The sequence below is a fragment of the Natrinema sp. SYSU A 869 genome, from assembly GCF_019879105.1.
GTDB lineage: Archaea > Halobacteriota > Halobacteria > Halobacteriales > Natrialbaceae > Natrinema.
Window position 1 is genome coordinate 3,254,066 of the sequence record NZ_CP082249.1, and the last position, 17,349, is coordinate 3,271,414.

Annotated in this window: 18 protein-coding genes and 1 tRNA gene; 12 read left to right on the forward strand and 7 right to left on the reverse strand. The window is 58.9% G+C overall.

Annotated features, from left to right (window positions below):
• Positions 1 to 386: 386 nt before the first annotated feature.
• Entirely contained in the window at positions 387 to 836 is a 450-nt protein-coding gene (locus K6I40_RS24330) for a hypothetical protein (RefSeq protein WP_222917668.1), read from the reverse strand.
• A 59-nt stretch (positions 837 to 895) separates the two neighbouring features.
• Here K6I40_RS24330 and K6I40_RS24335 point away from each other — a divergent pair, with 59 nt between their 5' ends.
• Positions 896 to 1,531 carry an adenylate kinase gene (locus K6I40_RS24335; RefSeq protein WP_222917670.1) on the forward strand — a complete coding sequence of 212 codons (636 nt, stop codon included), beginning with the start codon at positions 896 to 898 and terminating at the stop codon, positions 1,529 to 1,531.
• Between the two features lie 6 nt (positions 1,532 to 1,537).
• Here K6I40_RS24335 and K6I40_RS24340 read toward each other — a convergent pair whose 3' ends face one another.
• Complete coding sequence (locus K6I40_RS24340; RefSeq protein ID WP_222917672.1) at positions 1,538 to 3,082, reverse strand: hypothetical protein; 1,545 nt, start codon at positions 3,080 to 3,082, stop codon at positions 1,538 to 1,540.
• Between the two features lie 245 nt (positions 3,083 to 3,327).
• Here K6I40_RS24340 and K6I40_RS24345 point away from each other — a divergent pair, with 245 nt between their 5' ends.
• From K6I40_RS24345 to K6I40_RS24365, 5 genes are all read left to right on the forward strand, one after another.
• Positions 3,328 to 4,278, forward strand: a complete 951-nt coding sequence (locus tag K6I40_RS24345; protein WP_222917674.1) for a DUF106 domain-containing protein — start codon at positions 3,328 to 3,330, stop codon at positions 4,276 to 4,278.
• A 117-nt stretch (positions 4,279 to 4,395) separates the two neighbouring features.
• Entirely contained in the window at positions 4,396 to 4,971 is a 576-nt protein-coding gene (cmk, locus tag K6I40_RS24350; protein WP_222917676.1) for a (d)CMP kinase, read from the forward strand.
• On the forward strand, positions 4,971 to 5,879 hold the full coding sequence (locus K6I40_RS24355) for an RNA-guided pseudouridylation complex pseudouridine synthase subunit Cbf5 (protein ID WP_222917678.1): 909 nt from the start codon (positions 4,971 to 4,973) through the stop codon (positions 5,877 to 5,879). Before cmk ends, K6I40_RS24355 begins: the two co-directional genes overlap by 1 nt.
• Positions 5,880 to 5,968: 89 nt before the next feature.
• A tRNA-Pro gene (locus K6I40_RS24360) sits at positions 5,969 to 6,039 on the forward strand.
• A 109-nt stretch (positions 6,040 to 6,148) separates the two neighbouring features.
• A complete protein-coding gene (locus tag K6I40_RS24365; RefSeq protein WP_222917680.1) occupies positions 6,149 to 6,388 on the forward strand; it encodes a hypothetical protein in 240 nt (79 codons plus the stop codon).
• 154 nt (positions 6,389 to 6,542) lie between these two features.
• Here the strand turns inward: K6I40_RS24365 and K6I40_RS24370 are convergent, their stop codons facing one another.
• On the reverse strand, positions 6,543 to 6,746 hold the full coding sequence (locus K6I40_RS24370; RefSeq protein WP_222917682.1) for an Mn2+/Fe2+ transporter: 204 nt from the start codon (positions 6,744 to 6,746) through the stop codon (positions 6,543 to 6,545).
• Positions 6,747 to 6,975: 229 nt separating this feature from the next.
• On the opposite strand from K6I40_RS24370, the gene K6I40_RS24375 reads away from it, so the two are divergent.
• The gene (locus tag K6I40_RS24375; RefSeq protein WP_222917684.1) at positions 6,976 to 7,497 is read left to right on the forward strand and encodes a hypothetical protein; all 522 of its coding nucleotides are present in this window, start codon (positions 6,976 to 6,978) and stop codon (positions 7,495 to 7,497) included.
• Positions 7,494 to 7,838, forward strand: coding sequence for a hypothetical protein (locus K6I40_RS24380; RefSeq protein ID WP_222920479.1), 345 nt, complete (start codon positions 7,494 to 7,496; stop codon positions 7,836 to 7,838). Before K6I40_RS24375 ends, K6I40_RS24380 begins: the two co-directional genes overlap by 4 nt.
• Before the next feature lie 501 nt (positions 7,839 to 8,339).
• On the opposite strand, the gene K6I40_RS24385 is transcribed toward K6I40_RS24380, so the two are convergent.
• The 3 genes from K6I40_RS24385 to K6I40_RS24395 form a co-directional block, all read right to left on the reverse strand.
• Complete coding sequence (locus K6I40_RS24385; RefSeq protein ID WP_222917686.1) at positions 8,340 to 8,846, reverse strand: type IV pilin N-terminal domain-containing protein; 507 nt, start codon at positions 8,844 to 8,846, stop codon at positions 8,340 to 8,342.
• 95 nt (positions 8,847 to 8,941) lie between these two features.
• Positions 8,942 to 9,325: a type IV pilin N-terminal domain-containing protein gene (locus K6I40_RS24390; protein WP_222917688.1), complete on the reverse strand. Its 384-nt coding sequence runs from the start codon at positions 9,323 to 9,325 to the stop codon at positions 8,942 to 8,944.
• A gap of 606 nt (positions 9,326 to 9,931) precedes the next feature.
• Entirely contained in the window at positions 9,932 to 10,222 is a 291-nt protein-coding gene (locus K6I40_RS24395; RefSeq protein ID WP_222917690.1) for a hypothetical protein, read from the reverse strand.
• Positions 10,223 to 10,797: 575 nt separating this feature from the next.
• Between K6I40_RS24395 and K6I40_RS24400 the strand changes: the two genes are divergently transcribed.
• Complete coding sequence (locus tag K6I40_RS24400; RefSeq protein WP_222917691.1) at positions 10,798 to 11,058, forward strand: HalOD1 output domain-containing protein; 261 nt, start codon at positions 10,798 to 10,800, stop codon at positions 11,056 to 11,058.
• Positions 11,059 to 11,366: 308 nt separating this feature from the next.
• Here K6I40_RS24400 and K6I40_RS24405 read toward each other — a convergent pair whose 3' ends face one another.
• Entirely contained in the window at positions 11,367 to 12,662 is a 1,296-nt protein-coding gene (locus tag K6I40_RS24405) for a hypothetical protein (RefSeq protein ID WP_222917693.1), read from the reverse strand.
• Between the two features lie 174 nt (positions 12,663 to 12,836).
• Between K6I40_RS24405 and K6I40_RS24410 the strand changes: the two genes are divergently transcribed.
• The 3 genes from K6I40_RS24410 (at position 12,837) to K6I40_RS24420 (ending at position 17,345) form a co-directional block, all read left to right on the forward strand.
• A complete protein-coding gene (locus K6I40_RS24410) occupies positions 12,837 to 15,662 on the forward strand; it encodes an ATP-dependent helicase (protein WP_222917695.1) in 2,826 nt (941 codons plus the stop codon).
• A gap of 273 nt (positions 15,663 to 15,935) precedes the next feature.
• A complete protein-coding gene (locus K6I40_RS24415) occupies positions 15,936 to 16,790 on the forward strand; it encodes an alpha/beta hydrolase (protein ID WP_222917698.1) in 855 nt (284 codons plus the stop codon).
• Between the two features lie 30 nt (positions 16,791 to 16,820).
• Positions 16,821 to 17,345 carry a winged helix-turn-helix domain-containing protein gene (locus K6I40_RS24420; RefSeq protein ID WP_222917700.1) on the forward strand — a complete coding sequence of 175 codons (525 nt, stop codon included), beginning with the start codon at positions 16,821 to 16,823 and terminating at the stop codon, positions 17,343 to 17,345.
• The last annotated feature ends 4 nt before the right edge of the window (positions 17,346 to 17,349 follow it).

The following is a 17,349-nucleotide window of genomic DNA, read 5'->3' on the forward strand; positions in this document are numbered from 1 at the left end:
GGCACTTATCTATTTGGAAACCGCCCGACTGACGCCGTCTATCGGTCGCCGGGGCGTCAGATCCCTGTCTCGATTCTCGGATCGATCGATTTCCGTCTCGTCGGTCCATCACTGTCTCGTTGGGCCCGATACTCTTTTTTCTATCGCTGTTGGGTCCGTGTATTGTATCAGACGATACATGTCTGCTCGATAAACGAGTATTTCACCGAACATATTCGTCTCAATCCCGGACGAGATGTCTGGTTTGCTCTCGTAAGCTTCGATCAGTCTCGCTCGAGAGCGGGCCATGCGGTCGGCCGCTGTCACTCGTAGCCACTGACGTTAGTGTTCCTGATCAGACGACGACTGTGCAATCGGTGTTGCACCCGTTTCAGTCGGACTATCGTTCAAATGTCGACGATCCAGACGCGAAACGCCGCCGGCAGGTCGTACACCTCGAGGAACATGTCGTCGACGAACTGGGAGATCCGATTCTGGTCGGCCTTCGCGCTGATCCGGACGTTTACACCCTCCGCGTCCTCGGGTCGAATCAAGTCGTCGATTTTGAACGCCGGGAACTCTTCGAGGACGGCTTTCAGTTCGTCTAACTCGTCGTCGGTACAGTCGAGGTTGATCGTTCCGTCGCCGAACTGAACCCACGGAACGCTCGGTTCGGTGGACCCATCGTCCGATTCGCTGTCGGACTCGCGTTCGGTTGCCGTCTCACCGTTCGTCTCGAGGGTTCCCTCGTCGGCTTCAAGGGTCAGAAATCCGCTCCCGCGCTCGCGATGGGCGGTGATAGCGTCGACGTAGAGTTTCCGTCGCTCGGCGGGTTCGGCGGCGTCGAATCGAGTCATAGTCGGATGAACGTGCCCGATTCTTTAAGCCTTTATGTGCTGCCCCTGAACGGTGGCGTATGGCACAGCCACGAATCCTGATCCTGGGTGCGCCCGGGGCAGGGAAGGGGACTCAGAGTGCAAAGATCACCGAGGAGTTCGACGTCGACCACATCACCACTGGCGATGCGCTCCGGAACAACAAGGAGATGGACATCTCCGAGATGGACACCAAGTACGATACGCCGGGCGAGTATATGGACCAGGGCGAACTCGTCCCTGACGAGGTCGTCAACGCCATCGTCGACGAGGCACTCAGTCAGGCCGACGGCTTTGTCCTCGACGGCTACCCGCGGAACCTAGAGCAGGCCGAGGAACTCGAGGACATGACCGACCTCGACGTCGTCCTCTACCTCGATGTTGGCGAGGAAGAACTCGTCCACCGGCTGACGGGCCGACGGATGGATCCGGACACCGGCGATATCTATCACGTCGAGTACAACCCGCCCGAGGACCCCGAGGTCGAGGAACGACTGGTCCAGCGGGACGACGACACCGAAGAGACGGTCAAAGAGCGACTGTCGGTATTTCAGGAGAATACCGAGCCCGTCATCGAGTATTACGAGGAGGAAGGTGTGCTCGAGCGCGTCGACGGGGAGCAGGCTCCGGATGACGTGTGGGAAGACGTGAAGGAAACGATCGAAGACGCGTCCTAATCCGTTTCAGTTGTTTTTGACGTCGACTTTGTGTTCGGCGACATTGAGATAGGTGAGTTGGGGTGGGAGGATACTCGGATCTGGGTAGATACTCATGTCGGCATCTTTGAGATCCTCATCGTACTCGAAGTCGATACCACTGCCACCTTGAATGTCGACCGATGACGAGACAATCGATCCATAGATGTTAGGGTTCGAGTGAATACAGACCTGTTTCTCACAGCCGTGTCGCTTCTCCCAGTTCGCCTTGTAGCCCCCTGCATAGAGTACGCCTTCGAATCTGGACTCACCACCCGGACCGAAGTCTATCTTCGAATCCTCTTCTGTAACTAGCTGTATTACGGTCCCGTCATTATTAGTGTAACAATCAGAACCTGTCGTGTCAACGCAAGTATTGCCGCCGTTTTTGGCATTGTAGTCCCCACTCATATAGACACTCAGCTGATTTCCATCCTCATAGTCGTTCACCGTTATCGTCTCACCGTCTGCATAGATGCTGCCGTTGACCACGACTGTCGCGTTGCCGTCGGAGAGATCGACATCGAGATGACCACTTTCCGTAACCTCATCAGCAAAGTAGACTCCCTCGTCGAGCGGCTCAGTGGAGTCAACCGAGCCGAGACGCACAATTGGCTCGTCCTGATACTCGCTGTTCGGCGATTCCGTCTCGTTTATTACTCGTTCGACTTCTTCAGTTAATGACGGGAACGCCGCTTTTTCGACGATATCGTCAGTACCAGGGTTTCCACCGCTTTCGTAGTCAATCGCGTAGAGCGCACCAGTTGTGAATGCGTCCGAGATTTCTCGATAGCCGAATTCGGCCGTTACGATCCCGGTTTCGTTGTTCGGGAACGTTTCGACATTTTGTACTGCTGTCGGACCGCCCTGCTGTTCAAAGTATTGTTCCCACCCACGATAGTACTTGCTCGTGACTGTAATCGTCACGGAATCGTTTTCGATGAGCGTTGCGTTCTGAAGAGAATTCGTCTCGTGATGATCAACGTACACGTCACCGGAACTGAGCTGCGTCTCGTTTCGCACGTTAACTATTGGGAATGTGAGGGACTCCCTTTCAGGATCGTAACTGATCGGGGGTGCAGACACGATCCGGGTTTCCTGCCCTGTCTCTCTGAAGACGCCGCCTGCCTGATACGCGATTCTAGTCCCGTCGTCTCCTTCGTATTCGATCGCTCCAATCGAGATATTCGTATCAACATCCCCACCTTCTATCTGAAAATTTCCGGAATCGGTCGTTACGACTGCACCGTTTTGACCGACGGCGAGATCCATCGACCGTGAGATATCGTTGTTTGTTGATGCCGTCCGCATCTGTTGACTCAATTCGACGAATCCCCCTTCGACTTGCTCGTTCTCCAATTGCTGTTCCGTACTGGTCATCGTGTCCCCCGCGACGAGAAGGATACCGACGCTGACAGCCGCGACCATTCCGATCAATAGAACAAGGCCGATTACTGCAGTTACTCCCCTTTTCGACGGATTTACTCCCCTTTTCGACGGAATAACTGCTCCGCTATCGCGTCGTGGACCCATTTATATCGACTGGTACTTCGGAATTCCGTATGATAAACCGTTCGACCGATCAAACAGTTCATATCTATAGAGTAACAGAGAATATTACGTACTTGCTCGTCATTGCGTGCGATAGGCGGTTCCGTCGTGACGACAGCGACCTAACTTTCGGTCCATTAAACGACATGTCACTGAGCGACGTTCCGAGGTCACTCTGACTACCGAAGAAAAACACTTGTATACCGGACGACGCCTAGGACAAGCAGATGACGCGTACAGCCGAGAAGATCGACGCCCTCGTCCGCGAGGACTCCTCGATGGCGGCCGCCCTTGAGGCGATCCGCGAGGAAGCCGATAGAAACGGCGGCGAGATCCAGTGGGCCGACGTCAGCGACGACCTGACGAGCGGCCAGTGGGGGCGACTGATCGAGAAAGGAGTGTTAGTCGACGGCGACCAGGGGTTCGAAATCGCCGATCGTGAGGCCTTCGATCGGGTCCTCGACGGTGATGGTGACGGCGGTGCCGGTGCCGACGTCGACATCGACGAGGATGAATCGAGCTGGTCGCAATGGGACAAGCTCGCCGGCGTTGGCGCGCTCCTGTTGATGCCCGGCTACTGGTTCGATTCGATTCAGAATGTTGTCGGCAGTACGGTTAACGCCGTCCTCGGTCCGCTCGATGCGGCACTGCCGTTCTACGCCGTGATCCTCTCGGTTGCACTGATCACCGGCCTCTACTCGTCGCTGCTCCAGGCGAACCTGATGAACACGGAGGTCATGGGCAAGTACCAAGAACGGATGCAGGCCGTCCAAGAGGAGCAAAAGGAGCTCCGTCAGGAAAAGAAAGACGCCGAGGAACGCGGCGCAAGCGAGGCGGAAATCGAACGCCTTGAGAACGAGATCGAACGCGCCCGTGAGGAACAGATGGAGGCCATGGCGGACAACCTCGGCATGTTCAAAGAGCAGTTCCGCCCAATGGTCTGGATCATGCTGTTGACGATCCCGCTGTTCCTCTGGATGTACTGGACGATCCGAACGGGCAGTATCGGCGCTGCAGAGCAGACCGTCGTCATGCCTCTCGTCGGTGAGATCGAGTGGCAGGAGGGAGTACTCGGTCCGATGCAGGCCTGGATTGTCTGGTACTTCCTGTGCTCGATGGGCTTCTCCCAGCTGTTGCGCAAGTCGCTGAACATCGACATGTCGCCCTCGAGCGCCTGATCACCTCAGTCGCCGCCGATCTCTCTCGGTTCGCGGACCGGTTGTCCTCCCAGACCCGGGTGTCGCCCGCGCTCCCTGATTCAAAACCCATTTTACCTGCCCCCTCGCAGAGGGAGTATGTTACTCACCGTCTCCGGCCCGCCAGGTAGCGGGAAGAGCACGACTGCCGAGTTACTTGCCGATGCCTTTGATCTCGACCACGTCAGCGGCGGTGACATTTTTCGGGAATTGGCCGACGAACGCGGCTACACCCCTCTCGAGTTCAACAAACTCGCCGAGGAGAACGACGAGATCGACCGCGACCTCGATCGACGGCTCCGCGAAATCGCTGTCGAGGAAGACGATCTGGTCCTCGAGTCCAGGCTCGCGGGCTGGCTGGCCGGCGAGCAAGCGGATTTCCGCTTCTGGCTGGACGCGCCGGCACGAGTTCGGGGTGAGCGCATCGCCGACCGCGAGGATAAGGATTCCGCGCGTGCGACCGAAGAGACGAAAGCCCGCGAGGCCAGCGAGGCCCAGCGGTATGATGAGTACTACGGGATCGACATTCGGGACCTCACAATCTACGATCTCTCGGTGAACACGGCCCGCTGGGACCCCGACGCTGTCCTCGACATGCTCGTTACCGCCGTCGAGCGCTATGCGCCTGACGGCGACGAAGGAAAGGCACTCGTCGAGCTCGAGACTGAATTCTGATGAGTCTTCGTGGCCCACCGGCGGATCGTTCGCCCGCCGAGTTACTCACCTTCGGTGTCGTCAATCTCGACAAGCCGCCCGGCCCATCGTCCCATCAGGTCAGCGGCTGGCTGCGAGACGCCGTCGTCGAGACGTTGGCCGAGCGCGGCGTCGAGTCGACGATCGACCGCGCCGCCCACGCGGGCACGCTCGATCCAAAAGTGACCGGCTGTCTCCCGGTCATGCTCGGCGACGCGACCCGGCTCGCACAGGTCTTCCTCGAGGGCGGCAAGGAGTACGTTGCAGTCCTCGAGTGTCACGCGCCGGTCCCTACCGACACCGAATCGGTCGTCGCCGAGTTCGAAGGGCCGATCTACCAGAAACCCCCGCGAAAGAGCGCGGTCTCGCGTCGCCTGCGCGTGCGCGAACTCTACGATCTCGAGGTACTCGAGGTTGAAGACCGACGGCTCCTCTTGCGGATCCGTTGCGAGAGCGGGACCTACGTCCGCAAACTGTGCCACGACCTCGGACTGGCGCTCGGCACTGGCGGGCACATGGGTCACCTGCGCCGCACTGCGACGGATCCGTTCGACGACCGCACGCTCTACAGCGCCCACGACTTCCTCGATGTGCTCGGCTTCTGGCTCGAGGACGGCAACCCCGAACCACTGTACGATGTCGTCGATCCCGCCGAACGGATTCTCGAGGGGATTCCGGGCGTCACTATCGCCGAGAACGCGGCCCGCGAGGTCGCCGAGGGCGCGCCAATCTACGCACCGGGCGTGCTCGAGGCCGACGACGGGATCGATCAGGGGTCACTGGTCGCCTGTTACACGCCCAACGATGCGGCGGTGTGTCTCGGGGAGTTGGTCGGCAGCGTCGGCGCCGACAGCGGTGTTGTGGTGGATCTCGAGCGCGTTCTCGTCTGAGCGATATTGATCGCCGGGGTGCGAAACCCGGTGACGCACCGGCCGCGAAACGACACCCTTAAGCGGCAGACGGCCATCGGTTCACGTGTGGGACCGTGGGGTAGTGGTATCCTCTGCGGATGGGGTCCGTAGGACCCGAGTTCAATTCTCGGCGGTCCCACTCGAAATTCTCTAAGTGTTCAACTCTTAGCGGCTCGTACCCCTGAGACGGCCGAAAAATCAATTCTCGGTTTCGGTATATTACCACGTAGTCGACAGACTACCGGGAGGTGGTCAGCGTGACGGTCGCTCCGTGGCCGTCAGTCGACCGCTCGACGTGCAAGCATTGTGGAGCCCACGTCACCGACCGGTTCCGCCGTGTCTTCGGTGACGACGGCGATCGTGCCCATCGGTGTGGCGACTGCGATACCTACGCTCGACTGAGCCGCGGCTCCGCTGCTGGCGTCGATGTATCGATCCCCGATCCGGAAACGTCGCCCGGCCGTCACGGAGGTGAGGCCGATGCGTGACGGGTTCGTTCCTGCGAGTCACCTGTACGATGTCAAGAGTCGGACGCCCATCGCCCATCCGGCCCATCAAGCAACCGATGAGGACGTTCGTCGCGCCCTCAAGGATCAGGAAGTGCGGGCCAACGGTGGCCGGTCCTCGAGCGAGACTGAACGATTAAGTGGTATCGAGAATCCGTTCCGCAATAATGACCAGTCTATAAAGGAGACATGTTGCGGCCAATCCGATCCCCATCCAGAACCATGTCACGAAGGTCCCTCCCTCGTTCGTCATGGCGACGCCAACGACTCCAATAGTCGTGAAAATGGCAATTATTCCAAAGGTTGTCTCCCCTATTTCGGAATCTTTCTCGGAGGACATAGTGAGCGTTCTCTAATTAGATGCCGTAAATGTTGGGAAAAATCTACGCCTGTACTCGAAGCCAGTTGCCATTCACTTCAGTCAGGCACTGACCGAACAGATGGTGGTTCGCGATGAGCCGGCTCATCGAATCCGACGAGTGCGAGCGGTGCGGTGATTGCGTCGACGCACTTCGCCGGCTCTGTCCCGACTGTACGCGCGCCGTTCGGAACGCGCGGGAGGGGCCGTTATGAGTTCTCGAGCGTCGGAACTCGAGAGTTCGAAGGCCAGCGGCGACGCCATCGAGGCCGAAATCGTCCAGACCGTCGACGAACTCGAGTACGTCAGCGATCACACTGCCACGTGGCACGACGCCCGGACGACAACTGTCCTCGAGGCGAGTCGGTCGCTGCCGTTCTACGGAATCGTGCTCGCCGAGCCGGCGGTTCCAGTCGAGATCAAAGGCTGCCAGATCGAAACGAGCAACGGCAGTCGGTCGACTCGCGGGCGGTTCTACGTCAAACGAGCGGCTCACGAGCAACTGCTCGAGGCGGGCGGGATGTACCTGTTCGTGGTGTATCTCCCACGGCCGGGGTTGCCGCAGGTCGCCCGCGCGATCGTGCCGGCGACGCTCATCGACGAGTTGCTCGCCGGTCGGTGGTACGAGGTCGGCGGCTCGCGCTCGGAACAGGAGGTCGCGAAACTCGCGTGGTCGCACGTGATCGATCCCGCGGGCGTCGATCCGTCGGTGACCGCGGAGGGATCACGATGAGCGTCGATGCCGAGCGCGACGACCGTGACCTCGAGGCTGAATTAGCGAGTCCGGTAGCGGGTCAGTTTGGCATCCCCGTCGACGCTGTCTGCGTGGGCTGTGGGCGGACGCGCGTCAAGCGCGCGACTCTCGAGGCGATGGACCAAGATCCCGGAGCCGAACCCCGACGCTCGAGCTCGTCAACGGGATCAACTGAGCGAGACCGCTGGAACCCGATCCTCGAGTCGGACCCTTGGATACTCGAGACTACATACGCGGAGACCTCGATGCTTACACTCCTCCATCGGCGACGGGTCATGATGTGCATAGAATTGAGGACAGTCCAGTCGGTTCCACCGTGATCACGTCCACTGCGCCTCCCGTTCATAAGGGACCGACCGTTGTTCACTTTCGAGTGACGTGAATCACCCCCGGTTCATACCGTCCCTGAAACCATAACCAAGCGAACCAATCTGAAATTCATTCACGAACGCAATGCAAACTCGACCGCGCGAACGCGGTCATAGCCGAAGACGAGTACGACGACCCACCGATGTCCGTCGTGATTGATGCAGCGTTGACGCACTTTCTTGAATCGAAGGAGACCATTGACGATGCTCGCGGTGAGATCGATCCTGAGCCAATCCAAAAAATATCGAACACTTCAGTAATAGGGCACCGATACCGGACATCCGTTGAAAGCCGAGGGAAATGAGCGTATCTAAACAGCTACCGATTGGATTCACTGCATTATGCTTCCAACAATTGGTGACTAGCAATTTTTCGCGATAGACTCGGGGACTGGATTGATCTCGCCAGTGTTCTGGCAGCGCAAATAAAAATAAACGGCTGAACGCGGTTAGTTAGGCTTCCCAGGTCGCGATGACCTGCAGTTCGTTGCCGACCTCGCCGTAGACAGTGATTTTGTCAACGATATCGCCCTCGTCGATCTCACCAGGGGGAGTACCATCATACTCTGTTCCGTTAAGATCGTCTTCCGAATCAGCGATGCTATTACTGTTGATTGTGAGCGAATCGCCGACAGTCCACGGATCAGAGTTATCAGACACATCCACTGGCGTTGCGTTTGGTTGGATATAGTCTGAAACGCTGCCATTCTCCGCTTCAACGTAGATCGAGTCGGTATTACCCGCATCAATCACCTGTACAGTAACGTATTCGCCATTTTCATTGAAGTCGACACCTGCGTTGGCAGACTCGCTCATGTTGCCCATGTCGAGCACGAAGGCGGCGATCACGGCCGCGAGGATGACAGTAATTGCCACCATTAGTATCACTCCGATGACAGGTGATACTGCTCTCTCATTTTCCGCTCCGACCAACTTCGATTTGACTTGCTTAAGATCCATTTTAGAAGTTATTGGAAATTAAGCATCCCAACTTGCAACAACTTGTTCTTCACCGCCAACTTCGCCGTAGACGGTAATACTACTAAGATTTCCACTCAGGGAAGTACCACTGTAATCCCCAGTGCCAAGGCCGCTACTATTACTATGCAATGTGCCAGAGTCCCCGACAGTCCACGGATCCTTCGTGTCTCCGTTACTTGCATTGATGTATGTGGTGGTGCTATCATTCTCGACCTCGACGTAGATCGAATCAGTGTTCCCTCATCGATCACTTGTACCGAAACCTCGTCTCCACTTTCGCCGAAGTCAACACCAGCATTGGCGGACTCGCTCATGTTGCCCATGTCGAGCACGAAGGCGGCAATCACAGCTGCGAGGATGACAGTAATTGCCACCATCAGAATGACTCCGATGACGGGTGATACTGCTCGTTCACTATCGCTTCCAACCAGTTTGTTTTGGTACGGTTTCAAATCCATGTTTGTTATCCATCGGCTATGAACGGTGAGAAAGCTTATCTCCCGCCTCAGCAAAGCAAGGCGTGCGGACCAAAGGGATTGGAACCAACCTCGCGTCCCCGCTTTCTCGTGCGTCGTCACCGATGCTAATAGCACCGAAGCGGTCAGTTGTATATATAGGTAAGGGATAGTGAAATTCTGTGAACGATGAAAGACTTTCAGAAGTGAGAATCAGAGGGTGCTATCGGGGTTCCAGCATCCCCTTGAAGCCACGCAGTCATGCGATCACCAGATTCATGCAGAAAATGATAGGAATGTGCCATCTCGAGTAAACTCTATTATCTGCATACCCACGACACGTTCATCTCCGAGCGCGCTCGCAAGAGCCGACGATCCACCGGCGTATAGTGACGCGTGAAATGCGGTCGAAGACTACTGACGGGTTATGACCGACGCGAGCTGTCCCAGTAAAGGACTCAAGTACGATCGCCTCGGCACTGGATCTCCCCGCGGCCGCATCCGTCCGTGGCTTGATGGGGTGCCCCCGACGCTGCCAACGTGATCGACCCACTATCGGACGGTCGATACGGAGTATCAGGCCAGTTGCCGCCAGCCTCACTCGGGAGTTCAGTCGAACAGCGTCTCGGCCGTCGTGGTATCGACCAGTGTGGCGTAGTCATCCTCGCAGAGACCGTCGCGAACGTCGGCAGTGGGAACGCATTCCGCAGTGATCCTGTGGCTGGGCGTCTCGGCACTTGTATCGGGTATGGAATACCCAGACGCGCTCGTGGCCGTCAAAATTCGCTTCAATGGCCCGATAACGAGGGTGACCGAGTCCGAGACGTGGATGTACGTGAACAGTGTATTGCGCTGAGTGTGAAATTCCCCGGCGTCCTCGAGTCCGGCTATAGTAGCCACTGAAAGTCATTGCATACCTAATCGCATGACAACTGTGCGATCAGCGTGTAAATCGTTTCAGTAGCTACTATATTTTCACCGGTTGCGGTGACTGTTTCGGCCATACCACTGTGTCATCATCAGTCCGTAAAACAGTCCAGGGCGTGTCTGGGAAGCGCTGTTCATCGATCGCCGTCACGTAGTCGACGACTGTACCGCGGCATCGCTGCTATCGGACATCGGATCTCGAACCTCGAGACGGGCCAGCACGCTGGTGCTGGTATTCCCAAAAGACAGTTCGCGGGCAGTCTCGAGCGATCGGTGTCGCTACCGGTGGTTCGCCGTCTATGGTGGGTGGAGTGCCTCTGACAGCCTACGGCTGCGCGGCCATCAATCGCGATCGCAGCCGATCTCAGGCTGGTATCTAGTATACAAAACATTAATAAACGTGTTCTGGATTTGAACCGCGATCGAGTCGACTTCCGTTGACTTGAATCGACTACTGACTCCCAGTGGCCGTAATCGTCTGACGCACGTCCGCCATCCGTCAGCAAAGTATCGAGGGAGTTATTTAGGGCGTCGTTGGCGATTGATATATGTCAAGGTCAGTTCCAATCAGTATCAGGGTTGTACAGGGGGTGGCGGCACACGAAGGCGTCGAACCGGTTGATCTCGAACCGCCGCTACACGAGGTGGTCGATACAGACGCGCTCAACATGCTGTTTCGTTCGACGGACGACTCGAACGTGAGCGTCGAGTTCACGTATCGTGGAACGCACGTCTGCATCGATGATTCGGGGAAGATCGAGATAACGGCGACGACCACGGATTCCAGCAGTTCGACTACGGCCGAATGACGCCAACTAGCCAGTCCTGACCGGGATGGTTTTGCACGCGTTATCGTGAGACACCGTATTTTCGGCCGTCATGTAGTCGGGTGTTCACTGACGGCTAGTGGCTACTGTCACTCAGTACAGCGCTTGATTCGCGCGTGGAGAGGGAAATCGAAGAGTTACCGGCCGGTCACGGATACCGCTCGGCCGACGGATACGCGGCCCGCTGTGGCAGTCACGTGTCGTTTGGTCCGTTTGGGACCGCTCGAGAACCAGCGATGGATTCTCAGCGGGGCTCCACTTCGCTGTCGGTGACCGAATATGGGTACGAGTCACCCGTCTACGGTAACGAACGGTGTCGCAGGCGTAAACATGTGATCGTCGATGTACCCCCAGTCGTCGAACTCGTTGAAGAGGCCGCCTGCGGAAAACCCGTAGTAGTCGGGCGGTGAATTGTAGTTCATCACGCTCGTGTAGCTGGCGAAGCTGTACTGGTCGGTGTCGATTCCCTCGAAGTTGGTATTCGAGAGGCCGAGCGAGTGGCCCAGTTCGTGCATTACGGTTGACCCCGTCTCGTCGCGACCCGACTGTGCTTCGACCATCATCGTGCCGAGCCCGGCTTTGCCGACGACGTTTCCGGTACTTTGCTCGCCGTCGATGGCTTCGACGATAACCAGATAGTGATACCCCGTTCCGTCCCGATCGAAATAGCGGGAGCGGTACCCGTTCAAATCGCCGGTATCGGTCGACGACTCCCGCGGGATCGTCTCGTTGAAGCGCATGTGGAGGTCGCCACCGGTCGATCCGTCGGGATTGTCAAGCGGGGCCGCGTCGAATTCGGCGACGATCCGCTCGGCTTCGCTTCGCTCGAGTTCGACTCCCTCCATGGTATCGATTTCGACGTAGATATCCGTCCTGAGCGAGTCGGCATCGGGATACAGATCCTGCCGGTGGATCTCCACGCCATCCGGGAGCCCGTCGTCGTCGGTGTCTGACTCCGTCGGATCGGTTCCGTGCTCGTGGACTTCCAGACCATCGTCGAGACTGTCACCGTCCGTATCGGACACGTTCGGGTCACTCTCGTACTCGTGGACTTCCGGACCGTCATCGAGGCCGTCTCCGTCTGTGTCCGCCTCGAGCGGGTCCGTTCCGTACTCCTCGAGTTCCTCGAAATCCGAGAGTTCGTCGTCGTCCAAGTCCGAGACGGTCGGATCAGTGTCGGACTCGAACACTTCCTCGTCGTCCGCGAGTCCATCGCCGTCCGTGTCTGTCTCGTTCGGATCGGTGTCGTACTCGCGTACTTCCGTGCCGTCGTCGAGACCGTCACCGTCCGTATCCGCCTCGAGCGGGTCCGTTCCGTGATCGCGGACCTCCTCGCCGTCCGCGAGCCCGTCACCATCGGTATCGGCGACGGTCGGGTCGGTTCCGAATCGCGGTTCTATACCGTCGTCGAGTCCGTCACCGTCCGTATCGGGGTCGAAGACCGCGGTCCCGTCGCGAAGTTCGACCACTGGCGAGACACCGTCCCCGTCAGGATCGACGACCGTCGTTCCTCCGATGATCCCCACTGTGAGGAGCCCGACGACGAGAACGAGGACGGGGATACCGAGGACCCGCGACGATAGCATTTCCTGAATGTCAGGAACGACGGAATAACTGTATTGTGGTCATCAGTAGATGTCGACTGACACGTCCGCGAGAGTGCACGGAGCAATTAGGTGCCGATTCGGCCGTCGACCGCGGGCTTCACTTTCACCCCGCTGTCCAAACCCTCTTACACACCGGCCCCCGAAACGACGATAATGGACGGGAACGAGTGCCTCGAGTTGCCGGTCGGCGACGACTCCCTCCCCTTTGATCCGGCCGACGCGACGATCGAGGACGGCGACGTGTTCGAGTTGCTCGAGCCAGCGGTACAGGAGTGGTGGCTCGAGGAGTTCGGCGAGTTCGTTCCCGAGAACGACGGCTTCTTCACGCCGCCACAGCGTGGTGCGATCCCGAAGATCCACGACGGGACGAACACGCTGGTCTGTGCACCGACGGGGTCCGGAAAGACGATGTCGTCGTTCCTCTCGATCATCAATTCGCTGTACGAACGGGCTCGCGACTCGGACGACATCGACGGACAGCGCCCGTCTGCTCAAGAGACGGAATCTCCCGGCGGTCTCGAGAACTCGGTCTACTGTCTCTACGTCTCGCCGCTCAAGTCCCTCGCGAACGACATTCACCGCAATCTCGAGGTGCCACTCGAGGGGATCGAAGACATCGTCGCCGAACGCGACGGCGAGGAGTCAACGGGCGAGATTCGCCACGCGATCCGCCACGGTGACACCTCCTCGAGCGACCGCCAGCAGATGCTCGAGGAGACGCCCCACATTCTCAATACGACGCCCGAGACTCTCGCGATCCTGCTAAACTCGCCAAAGTTTCGCGAGAAGCTCCGTACCGTCGAGTACGTCATCGTCGACGAGATTCACTCACTTGCGGCGGGCAAGCGGGGCACCCACCTCTCGGTCAGCCTCGAGCGACTCGAGGCGATGGCCGAGGGGGACATCACACGAATCGGCTGTTCAGCGACGATCGAACCCCTCTCCCAGGTGGCGGAGTTCCTCGTGGGTCGTGCGGAACCGGGCGGTGACCCCCGCGACTACGAGATCGTCGACGCCCGCTTCGCCCGCGAGTTCGACATGGAACTCGAGTGTCCGACCGACGACCTGATCAACACGCCTCGCGAGGTCGTCCAGGACCGATTCTACCGGATGCTCCACGACCACATTCAGGACCATACGAACACGCTGGTGTTCACGAACACGCGCTCCGGGGCCGAGCGAGTCCTCCACAATCTCCGGGAACGCTTCGACGCCTACAACGAGGAAAACTCCGGCTGTCACCACGGCAGCCTCTCGAAGGACGTCCGTCAGGACATCGAAGGGCGGCTGAAAGCCGGCGACCTCGACGTGGTCACCACCTCGACGAGCCTCGAGTTGGGCATCGACATGCCCCACATCGACCTGGTCGTTCAGGTCGGCTCGCCAAAGTCCGTCGCGTCCCTGCTCCAGCGGATCGGCCGTGCGGGCCACCGCGTCGGCCAGACTGTCACCGGGCGCGTGATCGCTCTCGACCGGGACGAGCTCCTCGAGTGTGCAGTCATGCTCACAAAGGCCACGGAGGGGTTCGTCGACTCGGTGTCGATCCCGGAGAACGCCCAGGATGTGGCCGCCCAGCACGTCTACGGGATGGCGATTGCCGAAATCCGGCCCGAAGCCGAACTGACGGAGACCCTCCGTCGAGCCTACCCCTATCGGAACTACAGCGAGAACGAGTACGAGTCGCTCATGCGGTATCTCACTGCCGAGTACTCTGGGTTAGAGGAGAAAAACGTCTACGCGAAGGTCTGGCGCGACGAGAACGACCCGCCCGACGGAGAGCACCACCACGAGACGTTCCCTGTCGGCGAACTGCTGATCGGGAAACGAGGTCGACTCGCGCGGGTCATCTACATGACCAACATTGGGACGATTCCGGACTCCTTTACGTGTGACGTCTCCACGCGTGCGGGCGACGAGTGGGTCGGCCAGTTGGACGAATCCTATCTCGACACCTTAGAGAAGGGCGACGTCTTTGTCCTCGGGGGCGATCACTTCGAGTACTGTTACCGGCGGGGCTCGAAGGTCTACGTCGACCGCACGAGCGCCCGGCCGACCGTCCCGTCGTGGTACTCCGAGCGGCTGCCGCTCTCGTACGACCTAGGCCGCGAGATCCTCGCGTTTCAGGGGGAACTCCTCGCACGCTACGAGGCCGGCGGGCCGCCGCGGGTCCGCGCGTGGCTCCGAGAGTTCCCGCTCGACGATAACAGCGTGCGGGCCATCGCCCGCCTGTTCGACCACCAGTGTCGGTACGCCGGCACGGAAAGCGTGAGCACGCCCGACCGCCTCGCCATCGAGGTCGTCCGGGATCGTGAGGAGTACGAACGTCACTATTACGTCCACTCGGCGTACGGCCGCAAGGTCAACGACGGCCTCTCGCGGCTGCTGGCCTACCGCTGTGCACAGGAAGCGACTGCGAACGTCCGCGTCGCCGTCGCGGACAACGGCTTCGTCCTCTCGATGCCGCTGAACCGGAAAGTCGACATCGACGGGATCATCGCCGACCTCGAGGCCGAGCAGGTACGCGATGACCTCCGGGCGTCGCTCTCCGAAACGGACCTGCTCCAGCGATACTTCCGGATCAACGCAACCCGCTCGCTGATGATTCTCAAACGCTACAAGGGCTACGAGAAGTCCGCGAGCGAACAGCAGGTCTCGAGCGAGATGCTGCTGGGCTTCGCGGATGATCTCGAGGAGTTCGCGGTGATCGAGGAGACCTACCGCGAAATTCTCGAGGACAAACTGAACGTCGACGAGATCGAGGACATCGTCGGCGCGATCGATGCCGGGGAGCTTACTGTCTCGCGGCAGCTACTCGATTCACCGACGCCGCGGGCTTTCGGCCTTGCGACGCTGTCGGCCAGCGACGTCGTCCTCGCGGAAGACGAGAGCGCGGCTCTCCAATCGTTCCACGAGCGCGTGCTCGACGAGATCGGCGATGAGTCGCTGGCAGGGTTGACAGCGACTTCGGAAGACGAATAGTGCATCGGATCGCGGCCGGCCACCCGATTCACTCGTTGCCCGATCATCGATCGGCCGTTACGGTCGCGTCATACTAGTTATAAATCTATCAGATGCGATGGTTAACATCGGTAGCCCTCTCCCAAACTGACTTTATGTTGGAAAGTGAAATAGCGGTGTGTGATCAATGGTGATTCGAGAAATATTCACGCGGACCATCCGTCATCGCACGTTCCGACAGCACATCGACGTGACCCGTCGAAAGACGGGTATCGGTGCGACCGAGGGAGCTAAATGAGCGACGACGAGACTTGGAGCGAGCAACAGTCGACGACGACGGTATCGGTCGACGGCCATGATCTCGAGGTCGCTTATCACGAGGACGGCCCTGAAGAAAGCGAAGAGCCGCCGGTCGTCTTCGTCCACGGCATTCCGACCTGGTCGTTCCTCTGGCGTGACATCGTCCCGGCGGTCGCCGACGACCGTCGGACGATCGCCCCTGATATGGTCGGCTACGGCAACTCCGCGATGAGTGACGATTTCAACCGCTCGATCCGCGTCCAGGAGGAGGCCCTCGAAGCCCTGCTCGACGACCTCGACATCGAGGAAATCGCGCTCGTCGCCCACGACATCGGCGGCGGCGTTGCGCTGCGCTTTGCCGCACATCACCCTGATGTGGTCGACCAACTCATCCTCTCAAACGCCGTCTGTTATGACTCTTGGCCGGTCGAGTTCGTCTCGAATTTGGGACTGCCATCGACAGCCAAATTGGCGCGCGAGGAACTCGAGGGACGGCTCGAGTCGGCGTTCGTTGAGGGTGCCTACGGCGAGGCCGACCCCGAGTTCGTCGCGGGCATGAAAGCGCCGTGGTTGACCGACGAGGGCCACGTCTCGCTCGTTCGTAACGCCGTCTCGACGAACACGAACCACACGACCGAGATCGACTACGGCGCGATCACTGCCGAGACGCTGCTGTTGTGGGGCGAAGACGACGTGATGCAGCCCTACGACTACGCCGAGCAACTGGCTACGGACATCTCGGACGCCGAACTCGCGCCGCTGTCGGAGGCCTATCACTGGGTTCCCGAGGACCGGTCGGAGGCGTATGCTGACCGCCTTTGTGAGTTCCTTGCCGGAGCGCAAGCGTAACATCATGTCGGATATGAGTATCACGATAGTATGAGCGACGAATCACCGGACTGGGAGTTCAAGGATCGCGACATCGCGATCCTCAGCGAGCTATCGAACGATCCGCAGTTGTCATCGCGGGAGCTCACGCAGGTCCTCGAGTCCGAGTACGGGATCGACGTCTCCCACGTCACCGTCAGCGAGTCGATTCGGCGGATGCGCGACGAGGGTGTCTTCCGCGAGGCGATCATTCCGAACGAGGAGTATTACATCTTCGCGCTATTCGAGTTCAAGTTCAATCCTGAACACTTCGCCGACAACTGGCGCGACGCGATGGAGCACGTCAAGGCGGACAAACACACCCTGTTTTTCTTCCTCTCGGACGGGGAGTATCAGTGGAAGACGGTGATGATGTTCCGCGACCGTCAAGAGATTTCCCAGTGGATCCACGATTGCTATCGGGACTACGGGGAAGTCATCTCGAACATTCGAAATTCGGCTGTCCACAACGTCCTCAAGTTCCAGACCGATCCGCGGATCTTCGAGGAACTCGGCGAAGAACACAACGAGCGGTGATTGC

Bases quoted from the DNA above. Each gene is read 5' to 3' on its own strand.
- K6I40_RS24330 (WP_222917668.1), bottom strand. From the start codon at position 836: ATGACTCGATTCGACGCCGCCGAACCCGCCGAGCGACGGAAACTCTAC.
- K6I40_RS24335 (WP_222917670.1), top strand. From the start codon at position 896: ATGGCACAGCCACGAATCCTGATCCTGGGTGCGCCCGGGGCAGGGAAG.
- K6I40_RS24340 (WP_222917672.1), bottom strand. From the start codon at position 3,082: ATGGGTCCACGACGCGATAGCGGAGCAGTTATTCCGTCGAAAAGGGGA.
- K6I40_RS24345 (WP_222917674.1), top strand. From the start codon at position 3,328: ATGACGCGTACAGCCGAGAAGATCGACGCCCTCGTCCGCGAGGACTCC.
- cmk (WP_222917676.1), top strand. From the start codon at position 4,396: ATGTTACTCACCGTCTCCGGCCCGCCAGGTAGCGGGAAGAGCACGACT.
- K6I40_RS24355 (WP_222917678.1), top strand. From the start codon at position 4,971: ATGAGTCTTCGTGGCCCACCGGCGGATCGTTCGCCCGCCGAGTTACTC.
- K6I40_RS24370 (WP_222917682.1), bottom strand. From the start codon at position 6,746: ATGTCCTCCGAGAAAGATTCCGAAATAGGGGAGACAACCTTTGGAATA.
- K6I40_RS24375 (WP_222917684.1), top strand. From the start codon at position 6,976: ATGAGTTCTCGAGCGTCGGAACTCGAGAGTTCGAAGGCCAGCGGCGAC.
- K6I40_RS24380 (WP_222920479.1), top strand. From the start codon at position 7,494: ATGAGCGTCGATGCCGAGCGCGACGACCGTGACCTCGAGGCTGAATTA.
- K6I40_RS24385 (WP_222917686.1), bottom strand. From the start codon at position 8,846: ATGGATCTTAAGCAAGTCAAATCGAAGTTGGTCGGAGCGGAAAATGAG.
- K6I40_RS24390 (WP_222917688.1), bottom strand. From the start codon at position 9,325: ATGGATTTGAAACCGTACCAAAACAAACTGGTTGGAAGCGATAGTGAA.
- K6I40_RS24400 (WP_222917691.1), top strand. From the start codon at position 10,798: ATGTCAAGGTCAGTTCCAATCAGTATCAGGGTTGTACAGGGGGTGGCG.
- K6I40_RS24405 (WP_222917693.1), bottom strand. From the start codon at position 12,662: ATGCTATCGTCGCGGGTCCTCGGTATCCCCGTCCTCGTTCTCGTCGTC.
- K6I40_RS24410 (WP_222917695.1), top strand. From the start codon at position 12,837: ATGGACGGGAACGAGTGCCTCGAGTTGCCGGTCGGCGACGACTCCCTC.
- K6I40_RS24415 (WP_222917698.1), top strand. From the start codon at position 15,936: ATGAGCGACGACGAGACTTGGAGCGAGCAACAGTCGACGACGACGGTA.
- K6I40_RS24420 (WP_222917700.1), top strand. From the start codon at position 16,821: ATGAGCGACGAATCACCGGACTGGGAGTTCAAGGATCGCGACATCGCG.